Raw genomic sequence first — 16,062 nt, forward strand, 5'->3', positions numbered from 1 at the left:
GTCAGCCGACCTTGCCGGGGTGGAGCGTCTTCGCGATCTCCGCGACGGTGTCGGCGTTGGCGACCCCGGCGATGGTGGTCCGCTCGGAGCCGATGCGCAGGAAGCGGCCCTTCCGGACGGCCTTCAGGCCCTTGGTCGCGGAGTTCGTCTCCAGCCACGTGCGGGCCTCGTCGTAGGCCTTGTCGTTCGCGGCCTCGCTGCCCCGGTCGCGCACCCCGAGCTGGATCCAGTCCGGGTTCTTCGCGATCACGTCCTCCCAGCCGACCTGCTTGTAGTCCCCGTCGCAGTCGGCGAAGACGTTGCGGGCCCCGGCCAGCGTGATGACGGCGTTGGCGACCTGGCGGTTGCAGACGGCCATGGGCTGCTTGGTGCCGGCGTCGTAGTCGAAGAAGAAGTACGTGGGCCGCTCGGCCTCGGGCGTGGCGGCGACCGCCGTGCGCACGGCGTCGACCTTCTTCCGCATGCCGGCGACGAGTTCCGCGGCCCTGGCGCTCGTGCCGGTGACCGCGCCGAGGGAGGTGATGTCGTCCTCGACGGCGGACAGGTCGGTGACCGGGCCCTTGCTCATGGCGGCGCACGCCGTGGACTTCAGAAAGATGTGCTTGATGCCGGCGGCCTTGAACTCCGCCTCTGTGGGCGCGTCACCCATGCCGCCGCCCATGTTCATGGAGGCGAAGGTGTCGATGTACAGGTCGGCGCCGGAGCCGAGGAGTTTCTCCTTGGGGATCACGGTGTCGCTGAGCACCTTCACCTGCCGCGCCCGCGTGTCGAGTGCGTCGGGCAGCGTGCCCTTGCCGGGCGGGAAACCGGTGCCGACGACCTTGTCCCCGGCGCCCAGCCGGAGCAGCAGTTCGAGGCTGGAGGCGTTGCTGGTGACGATGCGCCGCGGGGGCGAGGCGAAGGTGGTCCCGGCGCCCGCGCAGTCGGTGACGGTGACCGGGTGGTCCGCGTCGCCCTTTCCGGCGGCCGGGCTCGCCGTCTCCTCGTTCCCGCTGCCGCAGCCTGTCGCCAGCAGGCCGCCGAGCACCGCGGCCGTCATGGCCCGCCCCACACGAGAACGCATCGAGAACTCCCCTGTATCCACTGGTCGCACGGGCGGTCGCGTACCGCCCGAACCAGTAGTCGGGGCGAACCCGGTGTCGGTTCCCGGCAGGGGGAACCGACACCGGATTCCGGGTCAGGCCGCCACGGCGGCCGGTGCGGCGAGGGCCACGGCGGCGGGCACGGTGACCGGTTCGGCGAGCGGCAGGGCGTCGGCGGCGACCGTGGTCTCGGCCTCCGCCAGCAGCTCGACGAGGGTCGCCCGGGCGCGGGCCACGCGTGAGCGGACCGTCCCGACGGGGCAGTCGCTCATCTCGGCCGCCTCCGCGTACGGCAGGCCCACCATCTGGGTCAGGACGAACGCCTCGCGGCGCTCGTCGGGCAGCGCGTCCAGCAGGTCGAGCAGTGCGATGCCGTCGTCGAAGCCGGGCAGCCCGGTCGGCTGGGCGCGTTCCGCGACCAGCGTCCAGTCGTCGGTGTCGCACAGCCGGGGCCGGGCTGCCGCGTACCGGTGGCTGTCGATCACCGCGCGCCGCGCGATGGACAGCAGCCAGGCCCGCGCCGAGGAACGGCCCTCGAACCGGTGCAGGCTGCCGAGCGCCCGCAGGAACGTGTCCTGGGCCAGGTCGTCGGCGGCTTGCGGATCGGCGGACAGATGCGCCACGTAGCGCACCACGTCACGGTGCAGCGAGCGGACGAAACGGTCGGTGGCGTCCGCGTCACCGCCGCCGGCGGCCAGCGCCCACGCGGTCGTCGACTCGTCGCGGGAGACCGTCTCGGAGGTGCTGTCCGCCTTCGTGTGCCGGACGCGGTTGGTGCGTGCGGCGGGCAGGGCAGGAGTGATCACCTGGGTCCTTCTCGGTAGTCCGGACTCCGGCACGAAGGCGGGTACGACGGCGTCACCGCCGGGCACCTGGGCACGGCGGCGTGCGGCGTACGGGTACACCGCGCCGGATGGGTCCGGGGAAGCAAGGGACACGGCCGTACGGCAGGTACGGCCGGGGCCCGGGACGCGGTCGCGCGTCTCGGGGAACCGGCTGTCTCAGATGACAGCGATCCCCGCCGGCGGACCCCGGGAGGTGATCGTGTGGACGAGCGGAAGCAGGCGCGGCGCCCGGTCCGAGCGCCCACGGCGCGGACGCAGACGTGGGCGGTGCGCTGGTGCGGGCAGCGCGAGCGACAGCCGCAGGGGGGCGGCCAGCCATCCGGCGACGACCCGCAGGATGCGGAACGCGGCGCGCTCACCGTGGCCGAGCCACAGGCCGCACAGCAGCGCGGCGAGGGTGTGGGCGGCGAACATACCGAGGGAGGATGTGGCGCCCATGTCGTGGCCCATGTCCATGTGTTGCATCCCCATGTGTCCCATGGACATGGATCCCGAGGACCCCATGGACCCGATGGAACTCATGGCGTCCATGGACATGGGATCCATGGAACCGCCGTGCGCGGACGTGGAACCCATGTCGTGCGCGGTGGGGGCGGACGTGGAGGACTGCGCGAACTCGAAGGCCGTGTGCAGCCCGCCCTGGGCCGCGACCACGACGGACACGACCAGCGGGAGCCCGCGCTCACGGCCCGCGAGGCACCAGCCCGCGCCGGCTGTCAGGACGACACCGGCGGCCAGCGTCCACCAGGGGACGGATCGGCCCGACATGAGGACGTGGCCGAGGGCGGCGAGCAGCACGCAGACGGACGCGAACACCGCGGCCCGTATCGTGCGCACACCCCACCCAGCAGTCATGACGGCCCTCATCCTCGCATCCTGGGCCCACTCGTCACGGGTAGGTACGCACAACACACCCGTCCCGCACTCAAGCCCAGTTGAGTGATACAGGACACATCGGCAAGAGGGAACTGGGCACGCACACCGGCCGACACATAGAGGTGTGGGTCTGCCTTCACGCACCCTCGCCGGGGCGGACCACCCTGGCCTGTACCTCGATCCGTCCGCCCTGCTCGAAGTGCAGGGTGAACGGCACATATGTGCCCGCGACCCACTCCGGCTCGGCCCGCAGTGTGACGTCCAGTCCGAAGGGGGACATGGCGAGGCTGCCGCCGGCCGGAATCCGGGCCGATGCCACCGTCTGCGCGGACGCGGCGTTGCCGCCGGCCATCCGGTGACGGCTGAGCGTCGCCTCACCGCGGACCGCGGTCGACGTCACCTTCAGCAGCCGGTCGTCCGAGCCGCCGGAGTTGGAGACGCGGAAGAACGCCGCGGTGTCCTGGACGTCGCCGTAGGGCAGGAACACCCGCCCGTCGGTCACCGTGATCCGTGCGGGACTGCCCGCGTTGCCGGTGCCGACCCAGGTGGTCAGACCGCCCAGGGCGACGCCGCACGCGGCGATCGGGGCGAGCGCGGCGAGCAGGCCGTCGGTGACGCGGCGGCGGGTCGGGCGCCAGGCCCGGGAGTCGGCCGGCCGTGCGGCCGTGGACACGGTCATCGGGTACGTCCTCCAGTGACGACGGGCCCGCGGCCCTCAACTCCGGCCCGCTCGCGACGGCGGCCCGCTGCCGGCTGCCAGGCCCTCAGGCGCAGGCTGTTGCCCACCACGAGCAGGGAACTCGCGGACATGGCCACGGCGGCGACCATGGGGTTGAGCAGGCCGACCATGGCGAGCGGCACGGTCACCAGGTTGTAGCCGAAGGCCCACAGCAGATTGGCGCGAATCGTGCGCAGCGTGCGCCGGGCGAGCCGGACCGCGTCGCCGAGGGCCTCGATGTCACCGCGCACCAGGGTCACGTCGGCGGCTCCGATCGCCACGTCCGTGCCGGTGCCCATGGCGATGCCGAGGTCGGCGCCGGCCAGCGCCGCCGCGTCGTTGACTCCGTCGCCGACGACCGCGACCCGGCGGCCCTCGCGTCGCAGTTGCCGTACGAGGTCGGCCTTGTCCTCGGGGGTGCAGCGCGCGTGCACCTCCTCGATGCCGAGGGCGGAGGCGACGGCGCGGGCCGGTGCCTCACGGTCGCCGGTGGCGAGCACGGGGTGCACGCCGAGGCGCCGGAGCCGGTCCACGGCCCGGTAGCTGCCGGGTCGTACGACGTCCCCGATCTCGATCAGCGCCTCGGCCGTCCCGTCGACGAGGACGACGACGGGCGTGTGCGCGGCGTCCTCCGCCACCGGCAGGGCGTCCGCCAGGGCGGCGGGCAGTTCCTCGTCCGGGGCGCGCACCTCGACCGAACGTCCCTCGACCCGTCCGCGCACGCCCCGGCCGGCCTCGGCGCGGAAGTCCCGCACCTCGGGCAACGCCTGCCCTTCGGGCAGTGCCCTGCGGGCACAGGCGACGACGGCACGGCCCAGGGGATGTTCCGAGCCCTGCTCCACGGCACCGGCCAGCCGCAGCACGGCGTCCTTGCCGAGTCCGCCGGTCAGGGCCGTGACGCGGGCGACGGTCATGTGCCCGGAAGTGAGGGTGCCGGTCTTGTCGAGGACGACGGTGTCGATGTGCTGGAGCCCCTCCAGCGCCTGTGGGCCGCGGATCAGGACGCCGAGCTGCGCGCCGCGTCCGGTGGCGGCCATCAGCGCGGTCGGGGTCGCCAGGCCCAGCGCGCAGGGGCACGCCACGACCAGCACGGCCACGCACGCGGTGATCGCCGCCTGCGGCTTCGCCCCCGCCCCGAGCCAGAACCCGAGCACCGTGACGGCGAGCGCCAGCACCGCGGGCACGAACACCCCGGCGACGGCGTCGGCGAGCCGCTGTGCCCGTGCCTTGCCGGCCTGGGCGTCCGTCACCAGACGGGTGATACGGGCCAGTTGGGTGTCCGCGCCGACGGCCGTGGCACGCACGAGCAGCATCCCGCCCGCGTTGACGGCGCCGCCCACCACCGGCGAGCCGGGCCCGACCTCGACGGGGTCGCTCTCCCCGGTCACGAGCGACAGGTCGACGGCGGAGTTGCCCTCGGCCACCTCGCCGTCCGTCGCGACGCGCTCACCGGGGCGTACGACGAAGATCTGCCCGACCGACAACTCCTCGATGCGAACGAGGCGTTCGGTGCCGTTCTCCCGGACCGACACCTCCTTGGCGGCGAGGCGGGCGAGTGACCGCAGCGCCGCCCCGGTGCCGTGACGGGCCCGCGCCTCCAGGAACCGGCCGGCCAGCACGAACAGGGGGACCCCGACCGCCGCTTCGAGGTAGACGTGCGCGACGCCGTCGGAGGCGGAGGGCAGCAGGCTGAACGGCATCCGCATCCCCGGCGCGCCCGCACCGCCGAGGAACAGGGCGTACGCCGACCAGGAGAAGGACGCCACCACGCCCAGGGAGACCAGGGTGTCCATCGTCGCGGTCGAGTGGCGCAGTCCGCGCAGCGCCCGCGTGTGGAAGGGCCAGGCGCTCCAGAACGCGACGGGGGCGGCCAGGACGAAGCAGAGCCACTGCCAGTTGCGGAACTGCCACGCGGGCACCATCGACAGCACGAGCACCGGAACGGCGAGCAACGCGGTGATGAGCAGCCGGTCCCGCTCCGACCGGACGTCGTCGGAGTCGCGCCCGCCCGCCGCTTCGTCCCCAGGGCCTCGTTCCCCCGGGCCTTGTTTCCCGGGGGAAGAGGGCCCCGGGACTTCTTCGCCCGGGCGGCGACGGGGCTTCGGCGGCTCGGGCAGGGCGGCCGTGTAACCGGCCTGTTCGACGGTCGCCACCAGTTCCTCCGGGCGGACTTCCGGAGGATGGCTCACCCTTGCCCGCCCGGTCGCCAGATTGACCGTCGCCGTCACGCCTTCCAGCTTGGCGAGCTTCTTCTCCACCCGCCGCACGCAGGCCGCGCAGGTCATGCCGCCGACGGTGAGGTCCGTGGTGGTCATCGGCGGTGCCGGTTCGGTGGCCATCAGCTGCCGCTCCCGTGCCGCATGTCCGCGTCGCCCATGTTCCCCGTGTCTCCCATGTCGCCGCCGTCGTCCGGGTTCCGGCCGTCGCCGCCGCCGTTCGTGCCGGGTCCGTGCATGCCGGGCGCGACGGGCCCGGCGGCGGATCCCACGGCGTACGACGTCGTGAAGATCAGGGCGAGCAGCAGCAGAAACCCGCAGAGGGCGGGCGGCGGCGCGAGGGCGCGCAGCACCGCGCCCGCCCCGCGAGCGGACTGCTGGGGTTGTTCCATCACCGGCCTCCTGATGTGCGTACCGCTACAGGAGTCGGGGCCGGGGGACGGGGAGTTCCCGGACCTTGTCCGCCTTCTCGGTCACCGCGGGCGGGTGTCGCCGTAGCGGTGCCGGAGGCAGGAGGCGACGACCACGAAGGGCCACAGCGACTGGAGGGAGGTCACCAGGCGTTCGGCGACACCGGCGGCACCGTCGTTGTTCATCTCGACCAGGAACCAGACGGCGCTGACGAGCATCAGCAGGGTCGCCGCGAGGGAGGGCACGAGCCTGAGCCCCCAGGGTCCGGCGCCCCGGCGGTCGGCGGCCAGGACCGGCCACACGGCGAGGAAGGCGAAGCCGACGCCGGCGACCGCTCCGTGGCGCAGGGACCCTCCGCTGGTCGGCGGCGGGAGCGCGGCCACCACGAACGCCGTCACTCCCCCGGCACCCAGGGCCACCCGTCCCGGGAGCGCGGCGGCCCGCAGCCCCAGGGCGGTGATCAGGTGGCAGGCGCCCAGGGCGGCCAGCGCTGTGGTCATCACCCAGAATCCGGCAGCGCCGTAGGCCGCGAGGACGCTGATCGTCTGGGTGACGGGGTCGTAGGCAGGGCCTTCCAGGCGCGCCGCGATCAGCCACCCACAGATCAGTACGACCGGCGCGCATGCCGACGAGAGCAAGGTCCATCTAGGCACAAGTCGCATCAAAGAACCGTAAAACGCCGGAATCGGTTGGCCCGTCAGCTACACGCAGACGCCGGAGGTCGCGGGATCGAGGGCTCGCCGAGCCGGTTCACCGACCGCGTCCGGCCCGTGCCGCCGGAGGCCGTCGCGGCGGCTGCCGCACACCGCCCCGCAGGCGCCGTAGGCCATCGCGGCGGCTGCCGCACACCGCGCTCGGCCGGTGTGCCGCGCGCGCCCGCCGGACCGGTTGCATGACGCAACGCAGCCGAACAGCCCTGCGACGTCCGCACGGATCACCTGCAAACGCCAGGCCACGCCACCCCTTCCGGCGCATGGAGATATCCACCAGCATGAGGGGCCCTGACCAGGACGGCGGAGCCGAGAGCACGGGGAGTGGGACATGCAACGCGCCATGGGGAATCGGGCCGTCGAATGGCTCGCGGCGGCGGCGACGGATCCTCGGTCGTGCAGGCGGCAGTGGGACCAGGGCGCGGACGCGGTGCTGCTGGAGGCCGGCCGGGTCTGGGACGTGCTCAGCGTCCCCGAACGCCTCGGCCTGGGCGCCCTGGATCTCCTGCGCGGCATGCGGCCACGGGCGGACGGCCCGGTCCTGATGAACTGCGGGGCGCGCAGGGTCGGCTTCTTCGTCCCGCCCGCCGGCGTCGCCGGGTGGGCGGGGTCCGGGTTCCGCCACGCCGGCCGGGGCTCGTGGGTCGCCGTACCGCCGCCCGACCACTCGGGCGGCTGGCGGATGGAGTGGGTGCTGCCGCCCGACGGGACCGGTGCCCTGTACGACCCGGACGTCGTGCGGCTGGCGCTGCGCGAGGCCGGTGGCGCGCTCGCCCCACGGGCGGGCGTCAGTCGCCGGTGAGCGGATCGGCCACGCCCACGCGCCCGGCGCCACCCCTGCTCTCCCACACGAACAACGGCCCGGGCAGCCCGCGGGGAACGACGATCGCCGGGACACACTCGGGCCCCGGCCCCTCACGCTCGCCGGCGAGGGCGTCCGACTCTGCCGTACCGCTGTCCTGGACGACCGCGCCGCTGTCCTGCACGACCGGTGCGCTGTCCCGCCCGACCGGATCGCAGTCCTGCACGACCGCGCCGACGCTCGCCCCGATCGCATCACGGTCCCGCCCGACCGGACCGGCGTCCCGCCCGACCGGACCGGCGTCCCGCGCGACCGGACCGGAGCTCCGCACGACCGCGCCGACGCCCGGCTCGACCTGGCCTGCTCCCCGCTCGGGGGCGACGGCGGCCGGCTCGTCCGTCCCGAGGTGGCGCTTGTCCGTCCCCAGGTCGCGCCCGTCCGCCCGGGCCGGACCGTCCGGCACGCGGCCCGGCCGGTCGACGGCCGGGCCGACGGCGACAGTGGGGGGCAGTCCCGTGCGCGGGACGACGGCCACGGCCGGGCCGACGGGCAGGGTCGGGGGCAGTCCCGCGCGCGGGACGACGGCCACGGCCGGGCCGACGGGCAGGGTCGGGGACAGGCCGGCGCACGGGCCGACGGCCCAGAAGGTGCCGGTCTGTCCCCGGCCCGCCGCGGCCACCAGAAGCTCCCACGACATGTCTCGGCGCCCGGGAACCGTGCGGCCCTTGGCGCGCCACTCCGCGACCAGGGCCGCGTAGATCGACGGCTGGCCCCGGACGCCGGTGGCGGGCACGGCGTACGACATGGGTGCGCCGTCGCCGCCGAGGACGCGCCGCGCCGAATCAGTGCTGTCCATGCCGGAGCAACGCCGAGGCGTGCGCCGGTGGTACGCCGTACGCCTTCGCCACCACCCAGTCGAGTGAGGACATGACCCGGATGGAGTCATCCGTGCCCGAGGACCAGCGCCCGCCTTCGAACACGACAGGAGCGACCGGCTTGGAGCGGAACGACAGCGAGGACACCGTCGACTGCCCGTGGTGCGACGCCTTGCGGGAGGCGAGCCTGCCACCGACGGGACCTGAGTCCAAGTCGCCGGGGCGGCGGCACGACCCGTATGTCTCGGGCGCGCAGTTCGAGCGGGGCGAGTGGTGAGGGCCGGCGCCGGAGCCGGTGCCTCTCAGGTGCCCCCGCCGTCACCGCGCAGGACACGCTCGTGCAGCTGGGCGGCGAGTACGGCCACGTCGTCTTCGGCGTTACGGACGTCGAGGCGGGCGAGCACCGTGTCGATGACGGCCTCGACGCCGGCGGTGGCCTCGAAGGCGACGCCGGCCAGCCGTTCCAGGGAGTGGTCGATGTCCTCGCCCCGGTGCTCGACGAGGCCGTCGGTGAAGAGCACCAGCGTCTGGGTCGGGTCGAGCTGGTAGGTGGCCGGCTCGTAGCCGCCGAGGCCCGTGCCCAGGGGCGGGCCCACCGGCACCGGCAGCAGTGACGTGCGACCCTTCCCGTCGATCACGGCCGGGGGCAGGTGACCGGCGCTGGCGAGGGTGACCTGGCCCCGGTTGGGGTCGACGCGGGCGATCAGACACGTGGCCGGCCGGCGGTCGGGCTCGGCGGAGGCGCTGTCGTCGAGCTGGCGCAGCACCCGGTGCGGGGGCAGGTCGGCGGAGGCGATGTAGCGCAGTGAGGAGCGGTACGCGGTCATGTCCACGGCGGCCTCCAGGCCGTGTCCCATGACGTCGCCGACGACGAGCAGCGTCCGCCCGAAGTGCAGCCGGACGGTCTCGCACCAGTCGCCGCCGACCAGCGCGCTCTGTCCGACGGGCATGTAGCGGATGGCGACGTCGAGGTTCGGGTGCGGCCGGCCGGGCTCGGCGAGCAGGGCGCGCTGGAGGTTGCCGACGATGCCGCTGACCCGCTCGTGCTCACGGGCGTGCCGGATGTGGGAGGCGGCGCGTTCGGCGAGGAGGCCGAGGAGCTCGGCCTCCGCCGGGGTGTACGGTGCCCGCTCACGGGCGCAGACCAGCCCGCCGTAGGGGTGCCCGTCGGTCGTCAGGGGAACGCAGAGCGCCGTTCGGGCTCGGCCCACCGAGGCGTACGGGATGGGGGACGCGGCCTCCTCCAGGGCACTCGTCTGGCGCGCCGCGGCCAGCGCCCACGGGATGCCGGGCAGCAGCGACGGGTCGCCCGCGACGCCCTCGTACCGCGCCACGGCCTCTCCGCCGACCCGCAGCACGGCCGCCGCGCCGCCGGCCTGCCGGACCGCCTCCCGGGTCAGCTCCGCACAGGTCACGCCCTCGTCCAGGGTGGTGCCGATCCGGGCCAGCGCGGTGCGCAGCGCGGCGAGCCGGGACGGCACGACGAGACCCTGCTCGGGTACGCCGCCGGACGCGGCGGGCCCCAACCTCGGCGGTCTATGAAACGACTGGAACCAGCGCACCACACCAAACACCCTAAAACGGTGACAAACATTCACTGGCAACGCACAGGCCGCCCGGTCCCCGGCATGTGCCGCGCGGCGTTCGCCGCACGGGACGCGAGCACGGACAGCGTACGGGCGGTGACCCGGTGGCAGTGGGCGGCGCCGGGCGGTCCCGGCGCGCTGGACCGGCTCCGGCGTACACCGACGGCATGGGGGCGCACGCCCTGCTACCTGCCTGTTTGGCGCGCGGGCGCTCGCCCCATACGGGGAATTGAGCTCCCGCCGTATGGCCGCGACACCCGCCACCCGGTGCACTAGGGCATCAACCGGGCGTCGGCGCACCACAGAGAGGCTCCTCATGGCACTCAGGCAGTGGACAAATTCGATGGAATGGCTGGCGGCGGCGTCGGAGGACCCGGGTGCCTGCAAGCAGGAGTGGCAGAACGGCAGCACCGGGGTCGCGCTGCTGGAGGCCGGACGGTTCTGGGACGTGCTGGTCGTGCCGGAGCAGCTGGGGCTGCGGGTGGCCGATCTGCTGGAGGAGCTGCCGCTGCTCGAACCCGGGCCCTGTCTGCTGGACGCCCGGCGCCGCCATGTGGGCTTCCTGCTGCCTCCGGAGCCGCAGACGGTGTGGATCGGCACCGGGGTGCGCCTGCTGGGCGCCGGGACGTGGATCGCCGCTCCCGCCCCGCACTGCCGCTGGGGTGCCCTGCGCTGGCTCGTCCCACCGGACGGCACCGGCACCCTCAACATGCCGGAAGTCCTGGAGGTGGCCCTGCAGCGCTGCGCGGGGGAACTCTCCCGCCTCCAAGGGCACTGCGCGCCCGCGACCCATGACCATACGACTCCGGCCGAGCGGCCGGTCGAGGACACCCCGCTGGTGCGTCAGTGCGCGGTGGGGGATCACGCACGACCGTGACGGGGCCGCGCGCACAGCGCAACGGCGTCGGCCCAGGCGGGGGTTGAGCGCGGGCGAGGACGCCGTCCGGCGCGATCCCCGCTCCTCAGCCCAGGAAGCTCAGCCGGACCTGGCGGTGGGCGTTGTCCTTGTTGGTGTCCACGAGGCACACCGACTGCCAGGTGCCGAGCTCCAGCCGCCCGTCCACCACGGGCAGCGTCGCGTGCGGCGGGACGATGGCCGGCAGGACGTGGTCGCGGCCGTGGCCGGGGCTGCCGTGGCGGTGCTGCCAGCGGTCGTCGGCGGGCAGGAGGACGTGCAGGGCGGCCAGGAGGTCGTCGTCGCTGCCGGCGCCCGTCTCGATGAGCGCGACACCGGCCGTCGCGTGCGGCACGAAGACGTTGAGCAGACCGTCGCGGCCCGCCGCCGCCTCCCGCAGAAAGGCCTCGCAGTCGCGGGTGAGATCCACGACCTGCTCCGAGGAGCCGGAGGCGACGTTCAGAACTCGGGTGGTGAAGGCGTCTGACATGTCTTCCATCCTCACCCATGCCGCGGATTCCACACGCCAGGAGACGGCCGGAGCGTGATACGAACCGGACTTGCCCTGGTCTCGCGGCTGTTCCGGATCGGCGAAGACCTCGTGGACGCGCCCGTACAGATGCTGCGGACCGTGCCCTTCGTCGGGCTGATCCCGCTGTTCATCATCTGGTTCGGCATCGGCGAGGCACCCAAGGTCGCCATCATCACCCTCGGCGTCACCTTCCCGCTCTGCCTCAACGTCTATGCCGGTATCCGGGGCGTGGAAGCCCAGTTGATCCAGGCCGGGGAGCCCCTCGGGCGGTGGGGGCTCGTCATCGACCGGCTCCAACTCGACGTGGGACCAGGCGAGTTCGTGGCTCTCATCGTGTCGCAGCGGCTGCGGCGTGCCACGGTGTGGGCGCACGACCACCAGGAGGAGTGGGCCGAGGTGCGGGCGAAGGACACGGGGCTGCGCCACGACGTGGCGCCGGCCTCGGTGAAGCGCACCAACGCCACCCGGATACCGGTCGCTGTGGACAAGCCGCTCATCGCCTCCGAGCAGGAGATCGCCGACACCTCCACCGAACTGAAGCTGATCCCGGACACGGTGGACTTCGGCGCCTTCGCCGACACGCGGTACAACGGCGACCTGCCGCCGTCGACCTCGCGGGCCCGCGGCTGGGCCCGCCGGGGGAAGATCCGCGCCGCCGAGGTGGTTGGTAGAAGCGTGAACAACACTGAGGCGGTCGAAGCGGTCGACGTGGTCGTCATCGGCGCTGGTCAGGCGGGGCTCTCCAGCGCCTACCACCTGCGGCGCACCGGTTTCGAGCCGGGCCGTGACTTCGTCGTCCTCGACCACTCCCCCGGGCCGGGCGGCGCCTGGCAGTTCCGGTGGCCGTCCCTGACGTACGGCAAGGTGCACGGGATGCACTCGCTCCCGGGCATGGAACTGACCGGTGCCGAACCCGGGCGGCCGTCCTCCGAGGTCATCGCGGAGTACTTCGACACCTACGAGCGGACCTTCGGCCTGCGGGTGCGGCGGCCCGTCGACGTACGTGCCGTGCGCGAGGGCCCGGACGGACGGCTGCTGGTGGAGACCTCGGCGGGCACCTGGGCGACGCGGGCCCTGATCAACGCGACCGGCACCTGGGACCGGCCCTTCCTGCCGCGCTACCCGGGGCAGGAGAGCTTCCGGGGTCAGCAGTTGCACACCGCGCGGTACCCGGGGCCTCAGGCGTTCGCGGGGCAGCGGGTCGTGGTCGTGGGCGGCGGCGCCTCCGGCACCCAGCACCTGCTGGAGATCGCGCCGTACGCGGCGGCCACGACCTGGGTCACCCGGCGTCCGCCCGTGTTCCGCGAGGGTCCTTTCACCGAGGACGTGGGGCGGGCCGCGGTCGCGCTCGTGGAGGAACGGGTCCGGCAGGGGCTGCCGCCGAAGAGCGTGGTCTCGGTCACGGGCCTGCCGCTGAACGACGCCGTCCGGCAGGGTCTGGCGGACGGGGTCCTGGACCGCCGTCCGATGTTCGACCGGATCACCCCGGACGGGGTGGAGTGGAGCGACGGACGGCACGTGGAGGCCGACGTCATCCTGTGGGCGACCGGCTTCCGCGCGGCCATCGACCATCTCGCCCCGCTGCACCTGCGCGAGCCGGGCGGCGGCATCCGGGTGGAGGGGACGCGCGCGGTCGCCGACCCTCGTGTCCACCTGGTCGGCTACGGCCCCTCCGCCAGCACGATCGGCGCCAACCGGGCGGGTCGTGCGGCCGTACGGGACATCCGGCGGCTGCTGGCCGAGGAGCCGGTGGCCGCGTGAGGCAGCGGCCGGCCGGGATCCGTGTGACGTCCCGCCGGGTCACCCGGTCGGCTTCGCGCTCGCCTTCTTCTGCTGCTTCTGCTGGGCGTTGAACTCGGCGACGTTGCGCTGGTGTTCCGTGTAGTCGGCGGTGAAGCGGGTGTCGCCCGGCTTGACCGTGACGAAGTACAGCCAGTCGCCGGCGGCCGGGTTGATGGCGGCGCGCATCGCCTCGTCGCCCGGGCTGCTGATGGGCGTGGGCGGCAGGCCCATGCGCTGGTACGAGTTGTAGGGGCTCTCGATCCGGGTGTCGGCCTCGGTCGTCCTGAGCGTGGAGCGCTTCAGGGCGTAGTTGATGGTGGAGTCCATCTGCAACGGCATCCCGCGTTCGAGCCGGTTGAAGATGACTCGCGCCACCTTCCCCATGTCGGCCTTGGTGGCGGCCTCGGCCTGGACGATGCTCGCGATCGTGACCGCCTGATAGACGTTCATGGCGTTGCGCTGCGCGCCGGCGGCGATGGGGGCGCCGCTGAACTTCTGGTTGGCGGTGTCCACCATGGCGGACAGCAGGGAGTCCGGCGTCGCCTTCTTCCCGTTCTTCTCCAGCGGGTACGTCGCCGGGAACAGGTAGCCCTCGGGGTTGCCCTCGGCGTCGTTGGGGAGCTTCAGGTCGAGTTTGCCGAGTGACTTCCTCGTGGTGCCGGGCGGCAGGGCGAGGGCCTTGTCGACGGCGGTATAGACCTGGCCGGCACGCCAGCCCTCCGGGATCACCAGCGAGGTGGGCCGGGCCGCCCCCTCCTCGCCCATGACCAACAGCGGCACCGCCACGGCGGTGCCGGCCACGACGGCGCCGGCGGCGATGAGAGCCATACGTCCCCGGCGCGTCAGTCGAATCGTGCTCCGTGGCGGAGTGTTCAGGTACATGCGGGCACGGTATCCCGCACATGGTCACAAACCCGGCATAACGTCACCCTGTGGGCTCCAGTTGGGCGTCCCGCCTGACCAGCGCCGCATAGCGCCCGTCCCGCTCCAGCAGCTCCTCGTGCGTACCGCGTTCCGCCACCTGCCCCGCGTCGAGGACCACGATCTGGTCGGCACCCCGGATGGTCGACAGCCGGTGCGCGATGGTGAGCGTGGTGCGGTTGGCGGACAGGGCGTCGATGGCGTCCTGGACGGCGCGCTCGGTGCGGGTGTCCAGGGCGCTGGTGGCCTCGTCGAGGATGAGCACCGGCGGATCGCGCAGGATGGTGCGGGCGATGGCCAGGCGCTGCTTCTCACCGCCGGAGAAGCGGTGGCCGCGCTCGCCGACGACGGTGTCGTAGCCGTCGGGCAGGGACGCGATGTGGTCGTGGATCTGGGCCGCCCGCGCCGCCGCGTACAGCTCCTCGTCGGTCGCGTCCGGCTTGGCGAAGCGCAGGTTGTCGGCGACCGTGGCGTGGAAGAGGTACGTCTCCTGCGAGACGACGCCGACCGCGCGGGCCAGGGTGTCGAAGTCGAGGTCGCGCACGTCGACGCCGTCGAGGGTGACCCGGCCGCCCGTCACGTCGTACAGGCGTGGCACGAGATGGCCGAGCGTCGACTTCCCGGCGCCGGTCGGGCCGACGACCGCGAGACTGCCGCCGGCGGGGACGGTGACGTCGATGCCGTCGAGGATCGGGCCGCTCTTGCCGTCGTAGCCGAACGCGACGTCCTCGAAGCGGACCTCGCCCTTGACGCGGTCGAGATGGACGGGGTCCTCGCGCTCGGTGATGTCGATGGGCAGGTCGAGGTACTCGAAGATGCGCTGGAAGAGCGCGAGCGAGGTCTGGATCTGGACGCCGGTGGACAGCAGGCTGACCGCCGGGCGGAACAGGCCCTGCTGGAGGGAGACGAAGGCGACGATCGTGCCGATGGAGACCTGCGGGCCGCCGACCTGGAGGACCATGCCGGCGGTCCAGTAGATGAAGGCGGGCATGGCGGCCATGACCATGGTGATGACGGCCATGCGCCAGCGGCCGGCCATGTTCGACCGCACCTCGAGGTCGACGAGCTGCTCGGACTCGTCGGCGAAGGCCTTGGTCAACGAGTCGGAGCGGCCCATGGTGCGGCCGAGCAGGATGCCGCTGACGGAGAGCGACTCGGTGACGGTCGCGGCCATCGCGGCCATCTGCTTCTGGCGCTGGGTGGTGATCTTCTTGCGTTCGTTGCCGACCCGGCGGCTGATCCAGACGAAGACCGGCAGCAGGAGCAGCGAGACGACGGTCAGCCGCCAGTCCAGGGCGATCATCGCGACGATCGTGGCGACCACGCTGGTCAGGTTGGAGACCAGGGACGTCGCCGTGGAGGTCACGGTCGCCTGCATGCCGCCGATGTCGTTGGCGATGCGGGACTGGACCTCGCCGGTGCGGGTGCGGGTGAAGAAGGCGAGCGACATGCGCTGGAGGCGGCCGTAGACCGCGGTGCGCAGGTCGTGCATGACGCGCTGGCCGACCGTGGTGGAGATCAGGGTCTGCAGGACACCGAAGACGCTGGTCAGGACGGCACTGAGGATCATGCCGAGGGCGAGCAGGCTGAGCAGGCCGGTGCGGCCTTCGGGGATCGCGACGTCGAGGATCGCCTTCAGCAGGAACGGCGTGGCCACGCCGACCAGCGACGAGGCGCCGACGAGCAGACCGACGACCGCGAGGCGGCCGCGGTACGGACGGAAGAGTCTCAGGATGCGACGCACCTGCCGCGGCTGCTCCTGCTCCGCGGCGGGTGGTTTCCAGGTGGGTTCGTTGTCGGGATGCATGGGC

Annotated in this window: 16 protein-coding genes; 4 read left to right on the forward strand and 12 right to left on the reverse strand. The window is 73.2% G+C overall.

Annotated elements, in window-relative coordinates; genetic code table 11:
- Position 1: 1 nt before the first annotated feature.
- From ACGFW6_RS23070 to ACGFW6_RS23100, 7 genes are all read right to left on the reverse strand, one after another.
- Entirely contained in the window at positions 2-1,063 is a 1,062-nt protein-coding gene (locus ACGFW6_RS23070) for an ABC transporter substrate-binding protein (RefSeq protein WP_393512851.1), read from the reverse strand.
- Between the two features lie 114 nt (positions 1,064-1,177).
- Entirely contained in the window at positions 1,178-1,888 is a 711-nt protein-coding gene (locus tag ACGFW6_RS23075) for a sigma-70 family RNA polymerase sigma factor (RefSeq protein ID WP_393513601.1), read from the reverse strand.
- 195 nt (positions 1,889-2,083) lie between these two features.
- The gene (locus ACGFW6_RS23080) at positions 2,084-2,782 is read right to left on the reverse strand and encodes a hypothetical protein (RefSeq protein ID WP_393512854.1); all 699 of its coding nucleotides are present in this window, start codon (positions 2,780-2,782) and stop codon (positions 2,084-2,086) included.
- A gap of 157 nt (positions 2,783-2,939) precedes the next feature.
- Positions 2,940-3,482: a copper chaperone PCu(A)C gene (locus tag ACGFW6_RS23085; protein WP_393512857.1), complete on the reverse strand. Its 543-nt coding sequence runs from the start codon at positions 3,480-3,482 to the stop codon at positions 2,940-2,942.
- Positions 3,479-5,860, reverse strand: a complete 2,382-nt coding sequence (locus ACGFW6_RS23090) for a heavy metal translocating P-type ATPase (RefSeq protein WP_393512859.1) — start codon at positions 5,858-5,860, stop codon at positions 3,479-3,481. The genes ACGFW6_RS23085 and ACGFW6_RS23090 overlap by 4 nt, the downstream gene beginning before the upstream one ends.
- Positions 5,860-6,129 (reverse strand): hypothetical protein, encoded by a 270-nt coding sequence (locus ACGFW6_RS23095; RefSeq protein ID WP_393512862.1) that lies wholly within the window; start codon positions 6,127-6,129, stop codon positions 5,860-5,862. Before ACGFW6_RS23095 ends, ACGFW6_RS23090 begins: the two co-directional genes overlap by 1 nt.
- Before the next feature lie 81 nt (positions 6,130-6,210).
- Positions 6,211-6,810 (reverse strand): DUF998 domain-containing protein, encoded by a 600-nt coding sequence (locus tag ACGFW6_RS23100; RefSeq protein WP_393512865.1) that lies wholly within the window; start codon positions 6,808-6,810, stop codon positions 6,211-6,213.
- Between the two features lie 379 nt (positions 6,811-7,189).
- Here ACGFW6_RS23100 and ACGFW6_RS23105 point away from each other — a divergent pair, with 379 nt between their 5' ends.
- A complete protein-coding gene (locus tag ACGFW6_RS23105) occupies positions 7,190-7,660 on the forward strand; it encodes a bifunctional DNA primase/polymerase (protein ID WP_393512868.1) in 471 nt (156 codons plus the stop codon).
- Here the strand turns inward: ACGFW6_RS23105 and ACGFW6_RS23110 are convergent.
- Complete coding sequence (locus tag ACGFW6_RS23110; protein ID WP_393512870.1) at positions 7,647-8,516, reverse strand: hypothetical protein; 870 nt, start codon at positions 8,514-8,516, stop codon at positions 7,647-7,649. The two genes, ACGFW6_RS23105 and ACGFW6_RS23110, sit on opposite strands and share 14 nt — an antisense overlap.
- Before the next feature lie 140 nt (positions 8,517-8,656).
- On the opposite strand from ACGFW6_RS23110, the gene ACGFW6_RS23115 reads away from it, so the two are divergent.
- The gene (locus tag ACGFW6_RS23115) at positions 8,657-8,812 is read left to right on the forward strand and encodes a hypothetical protein (protein ID WP_393512873.1); all 156 of its coding nucleotides are present in this window, start codon (positions 8,657-8,659) and stop codon (positions 8,810-8,812) included.
- A gap of 25 nt (positions 8,813-8,837) precedes the next feature.
- Here the strand turns inward: ACGFW6_RS23115 and ACGFW6_RS23120 are convergent, their stop codons facing one another.
- Entirely contained in the window at positions 8,838-10,061 is a 1,224-nt protein-coding gene (locus ACGFW6_RS23120; RefSeq protein ID WP_393512875.1) for a PP2C family protein-serine/threonine phosphatase, read from the reverse strand.
- 376 nt (positions 10,062-10,437) lie between these two features.
- Here ACGFW6_RS23120 and ACGFW6_RS23125 point away from each other — a divergent pair, with 376 nt between their 5' ends.
- On the forward strand, positions 10,438-10,998 hold the full coding sequence (locus tag ACGFW6_RS23125) for a hypothetical protein (RefSeq protein ID WP_393512878.1): 561 nt from the start codon (positions 10,438-10,440) through the stop codon (positions 10,996-10,998).
- 85 nt (positions 10,999-11,083) lie between these two features.
- On the opposite strand, the gene ACGFW6_RS23130 is transcribed toward ACGFW6_RS23125, so the two are convergent.
- Entirely contained in the window at positions 11,084-11,506 is a 423-nt protein-coding gene (locus tag ACGFW6_RS23130; protein ID WP_393512881.1) for a secondary thiamine-phosphate synthase enzyme YjbQ, read from the reverse strand.
- Positions 11,507-12,223: 717 nt separating this feature from the next.
- Here ACGFW6_RS23130 and ACGFW6_RS23135 point away from each other — a divergent pair.
- A complete protein-coding gene (locus ACGFW6_RS23135; protein ID WP_393513604.1) occupies positions 12,224-13,309 on the forward strand; it encodes an NAD(P)-binding domain-containing protein in 1,086 nt (361 codons plus the stop codon).
- Positions 13,310-13,348: 39 nt separating this feature from the next.
- Here the strand turns inward: ACGFW6_RS23135 and mltG are convergent, their stop codons facing one another.
- Complete coding sequence (gene mltG / locus ACGFW6_RS23140) at positions 13,349-14,212, reverse strand: endolytic transglycosylase MltG (protein WP_393512884.1); 864 nt, start codon at positions 14,210-14,212, stop codon at positions 13,349-13,351.
- 43 nt (positions 14,213-14,255) lie between these two features.
- On the reverse strand, positions 14,256-16,058 hold the full coding sequence (locus ACGFW6_RS23145) for an ABC transporter ATP-binding protein (RefSeq protein WP_393512887.1): 1,803 nt from the start codon (positions 16,056-16,058) through the stop codon (positions 14,256-14,258).
- Positions 16,059-16,062: the final 4 nt, after the last annotated feature.

This window comes from Streptomyces sp. Y7 (genome assembly GCF_043195415.1).
Taxonomy (GTDB): Bacteria; Actinomycetota; Actinomycetes; order Streptomycetales; family Streptomycetaceae; genus Streptomyces.

What these genes read in the sequence shown, in the direction of transcription:
- ACGFW6_RS23105 (WP_393512868.1), top strand. Translation starts at nt 7,190, where the DNA reads ATGCAACGCGCCATGGGGAATCGGGCCGTCGAATGGCTCGCGGCGGCG.
- ACGFW6_RS23100 (WP_393512865.1), bottom strand. Translation starts at nt 6,810, where the DNA reads ATGCGACTTGTGCCTAGATGGACCTTGCTCTCGTCGGCATGCGCGCCG.
- ACGFW6_RS23070 (WP_393512851.1), bottom strand. Translation starts at nt 1,063, where the DNA reads ATGCGTTCTCGTGTGGGGCGGGCCATGACGGCCGCGGTGCTCGGCGGC.
- mltG (WP_393512884.1), bottom strand. Translation starts at nt 14,212, where the DNA reads ATGTACCTGAACACTCCGCCACGGAGCACGATTCGACTGACGCGCCGG.
- ACGFW6_RS23125 (WP_393512878.1), top strand. Translation starts at nt 10,438, where the DNA reads ATGGCACTCAGGCAGTGGACAAATTCGATGGAATGGCTGGCGGCGGCG.
- ACGFW6_RS23145 (WP_393512887.1), bottom strand. Translation starts at nt 16,058, where the DNA reads ATGCATCCCGACAACGAACCCACCTGGAAACCACCCGCCGCGGAGCAG.
- ACGFW6_RS23110 (WP_393512870.1), bottom strand. Translation starts at nt 8,516, where the DNA reads ATGGACAGCACTGATTCGGCGCGGCGCGTCCTCGGCGGCGACGGCGCA.
- ACGFW6_RS23080 (WP_393512854.1), bottom strand. Translation starts at nt 2,782, where the DNA reads ATGACTGCTGGGTGGGGTGTGCGCACGATACGGGCCGCGGTGTTCGCG.
- ACGFW6_RS23095 (WP_393512862.1), bottom strand. Translation starts at nt 6,129, where the DNA reads ATGGAACAACCCCAGCAGTCCGCTCGCGGGGCGGGCGCGGTGCTGCGC.
- ACGFW6_RS23130 (WP_393512881.1), bottom strand. Translation starts at nt 11,506, where the DNA reads ATGTCAGACGCCTTCACCACCCGAGTTCTGAACGTCGCCTCCGGCTCC.
- ACGFW6_RS23090 (WP_393512859.1), bottom strand. Translation starts at nt 5,860, where the DNA reads ATGGCCACCGAACCGGCACCGCCGATGACCACCACGGACCTCACCGTC.
- ACGFW6_RS23085 (WP_393512857.1), bottom strand. Translation starts at nt 3,482, where the DNA reads ATGACCGTGTCCACGGCCGCACGGCCGGCCGACTCCCGGGCCTGGCGC.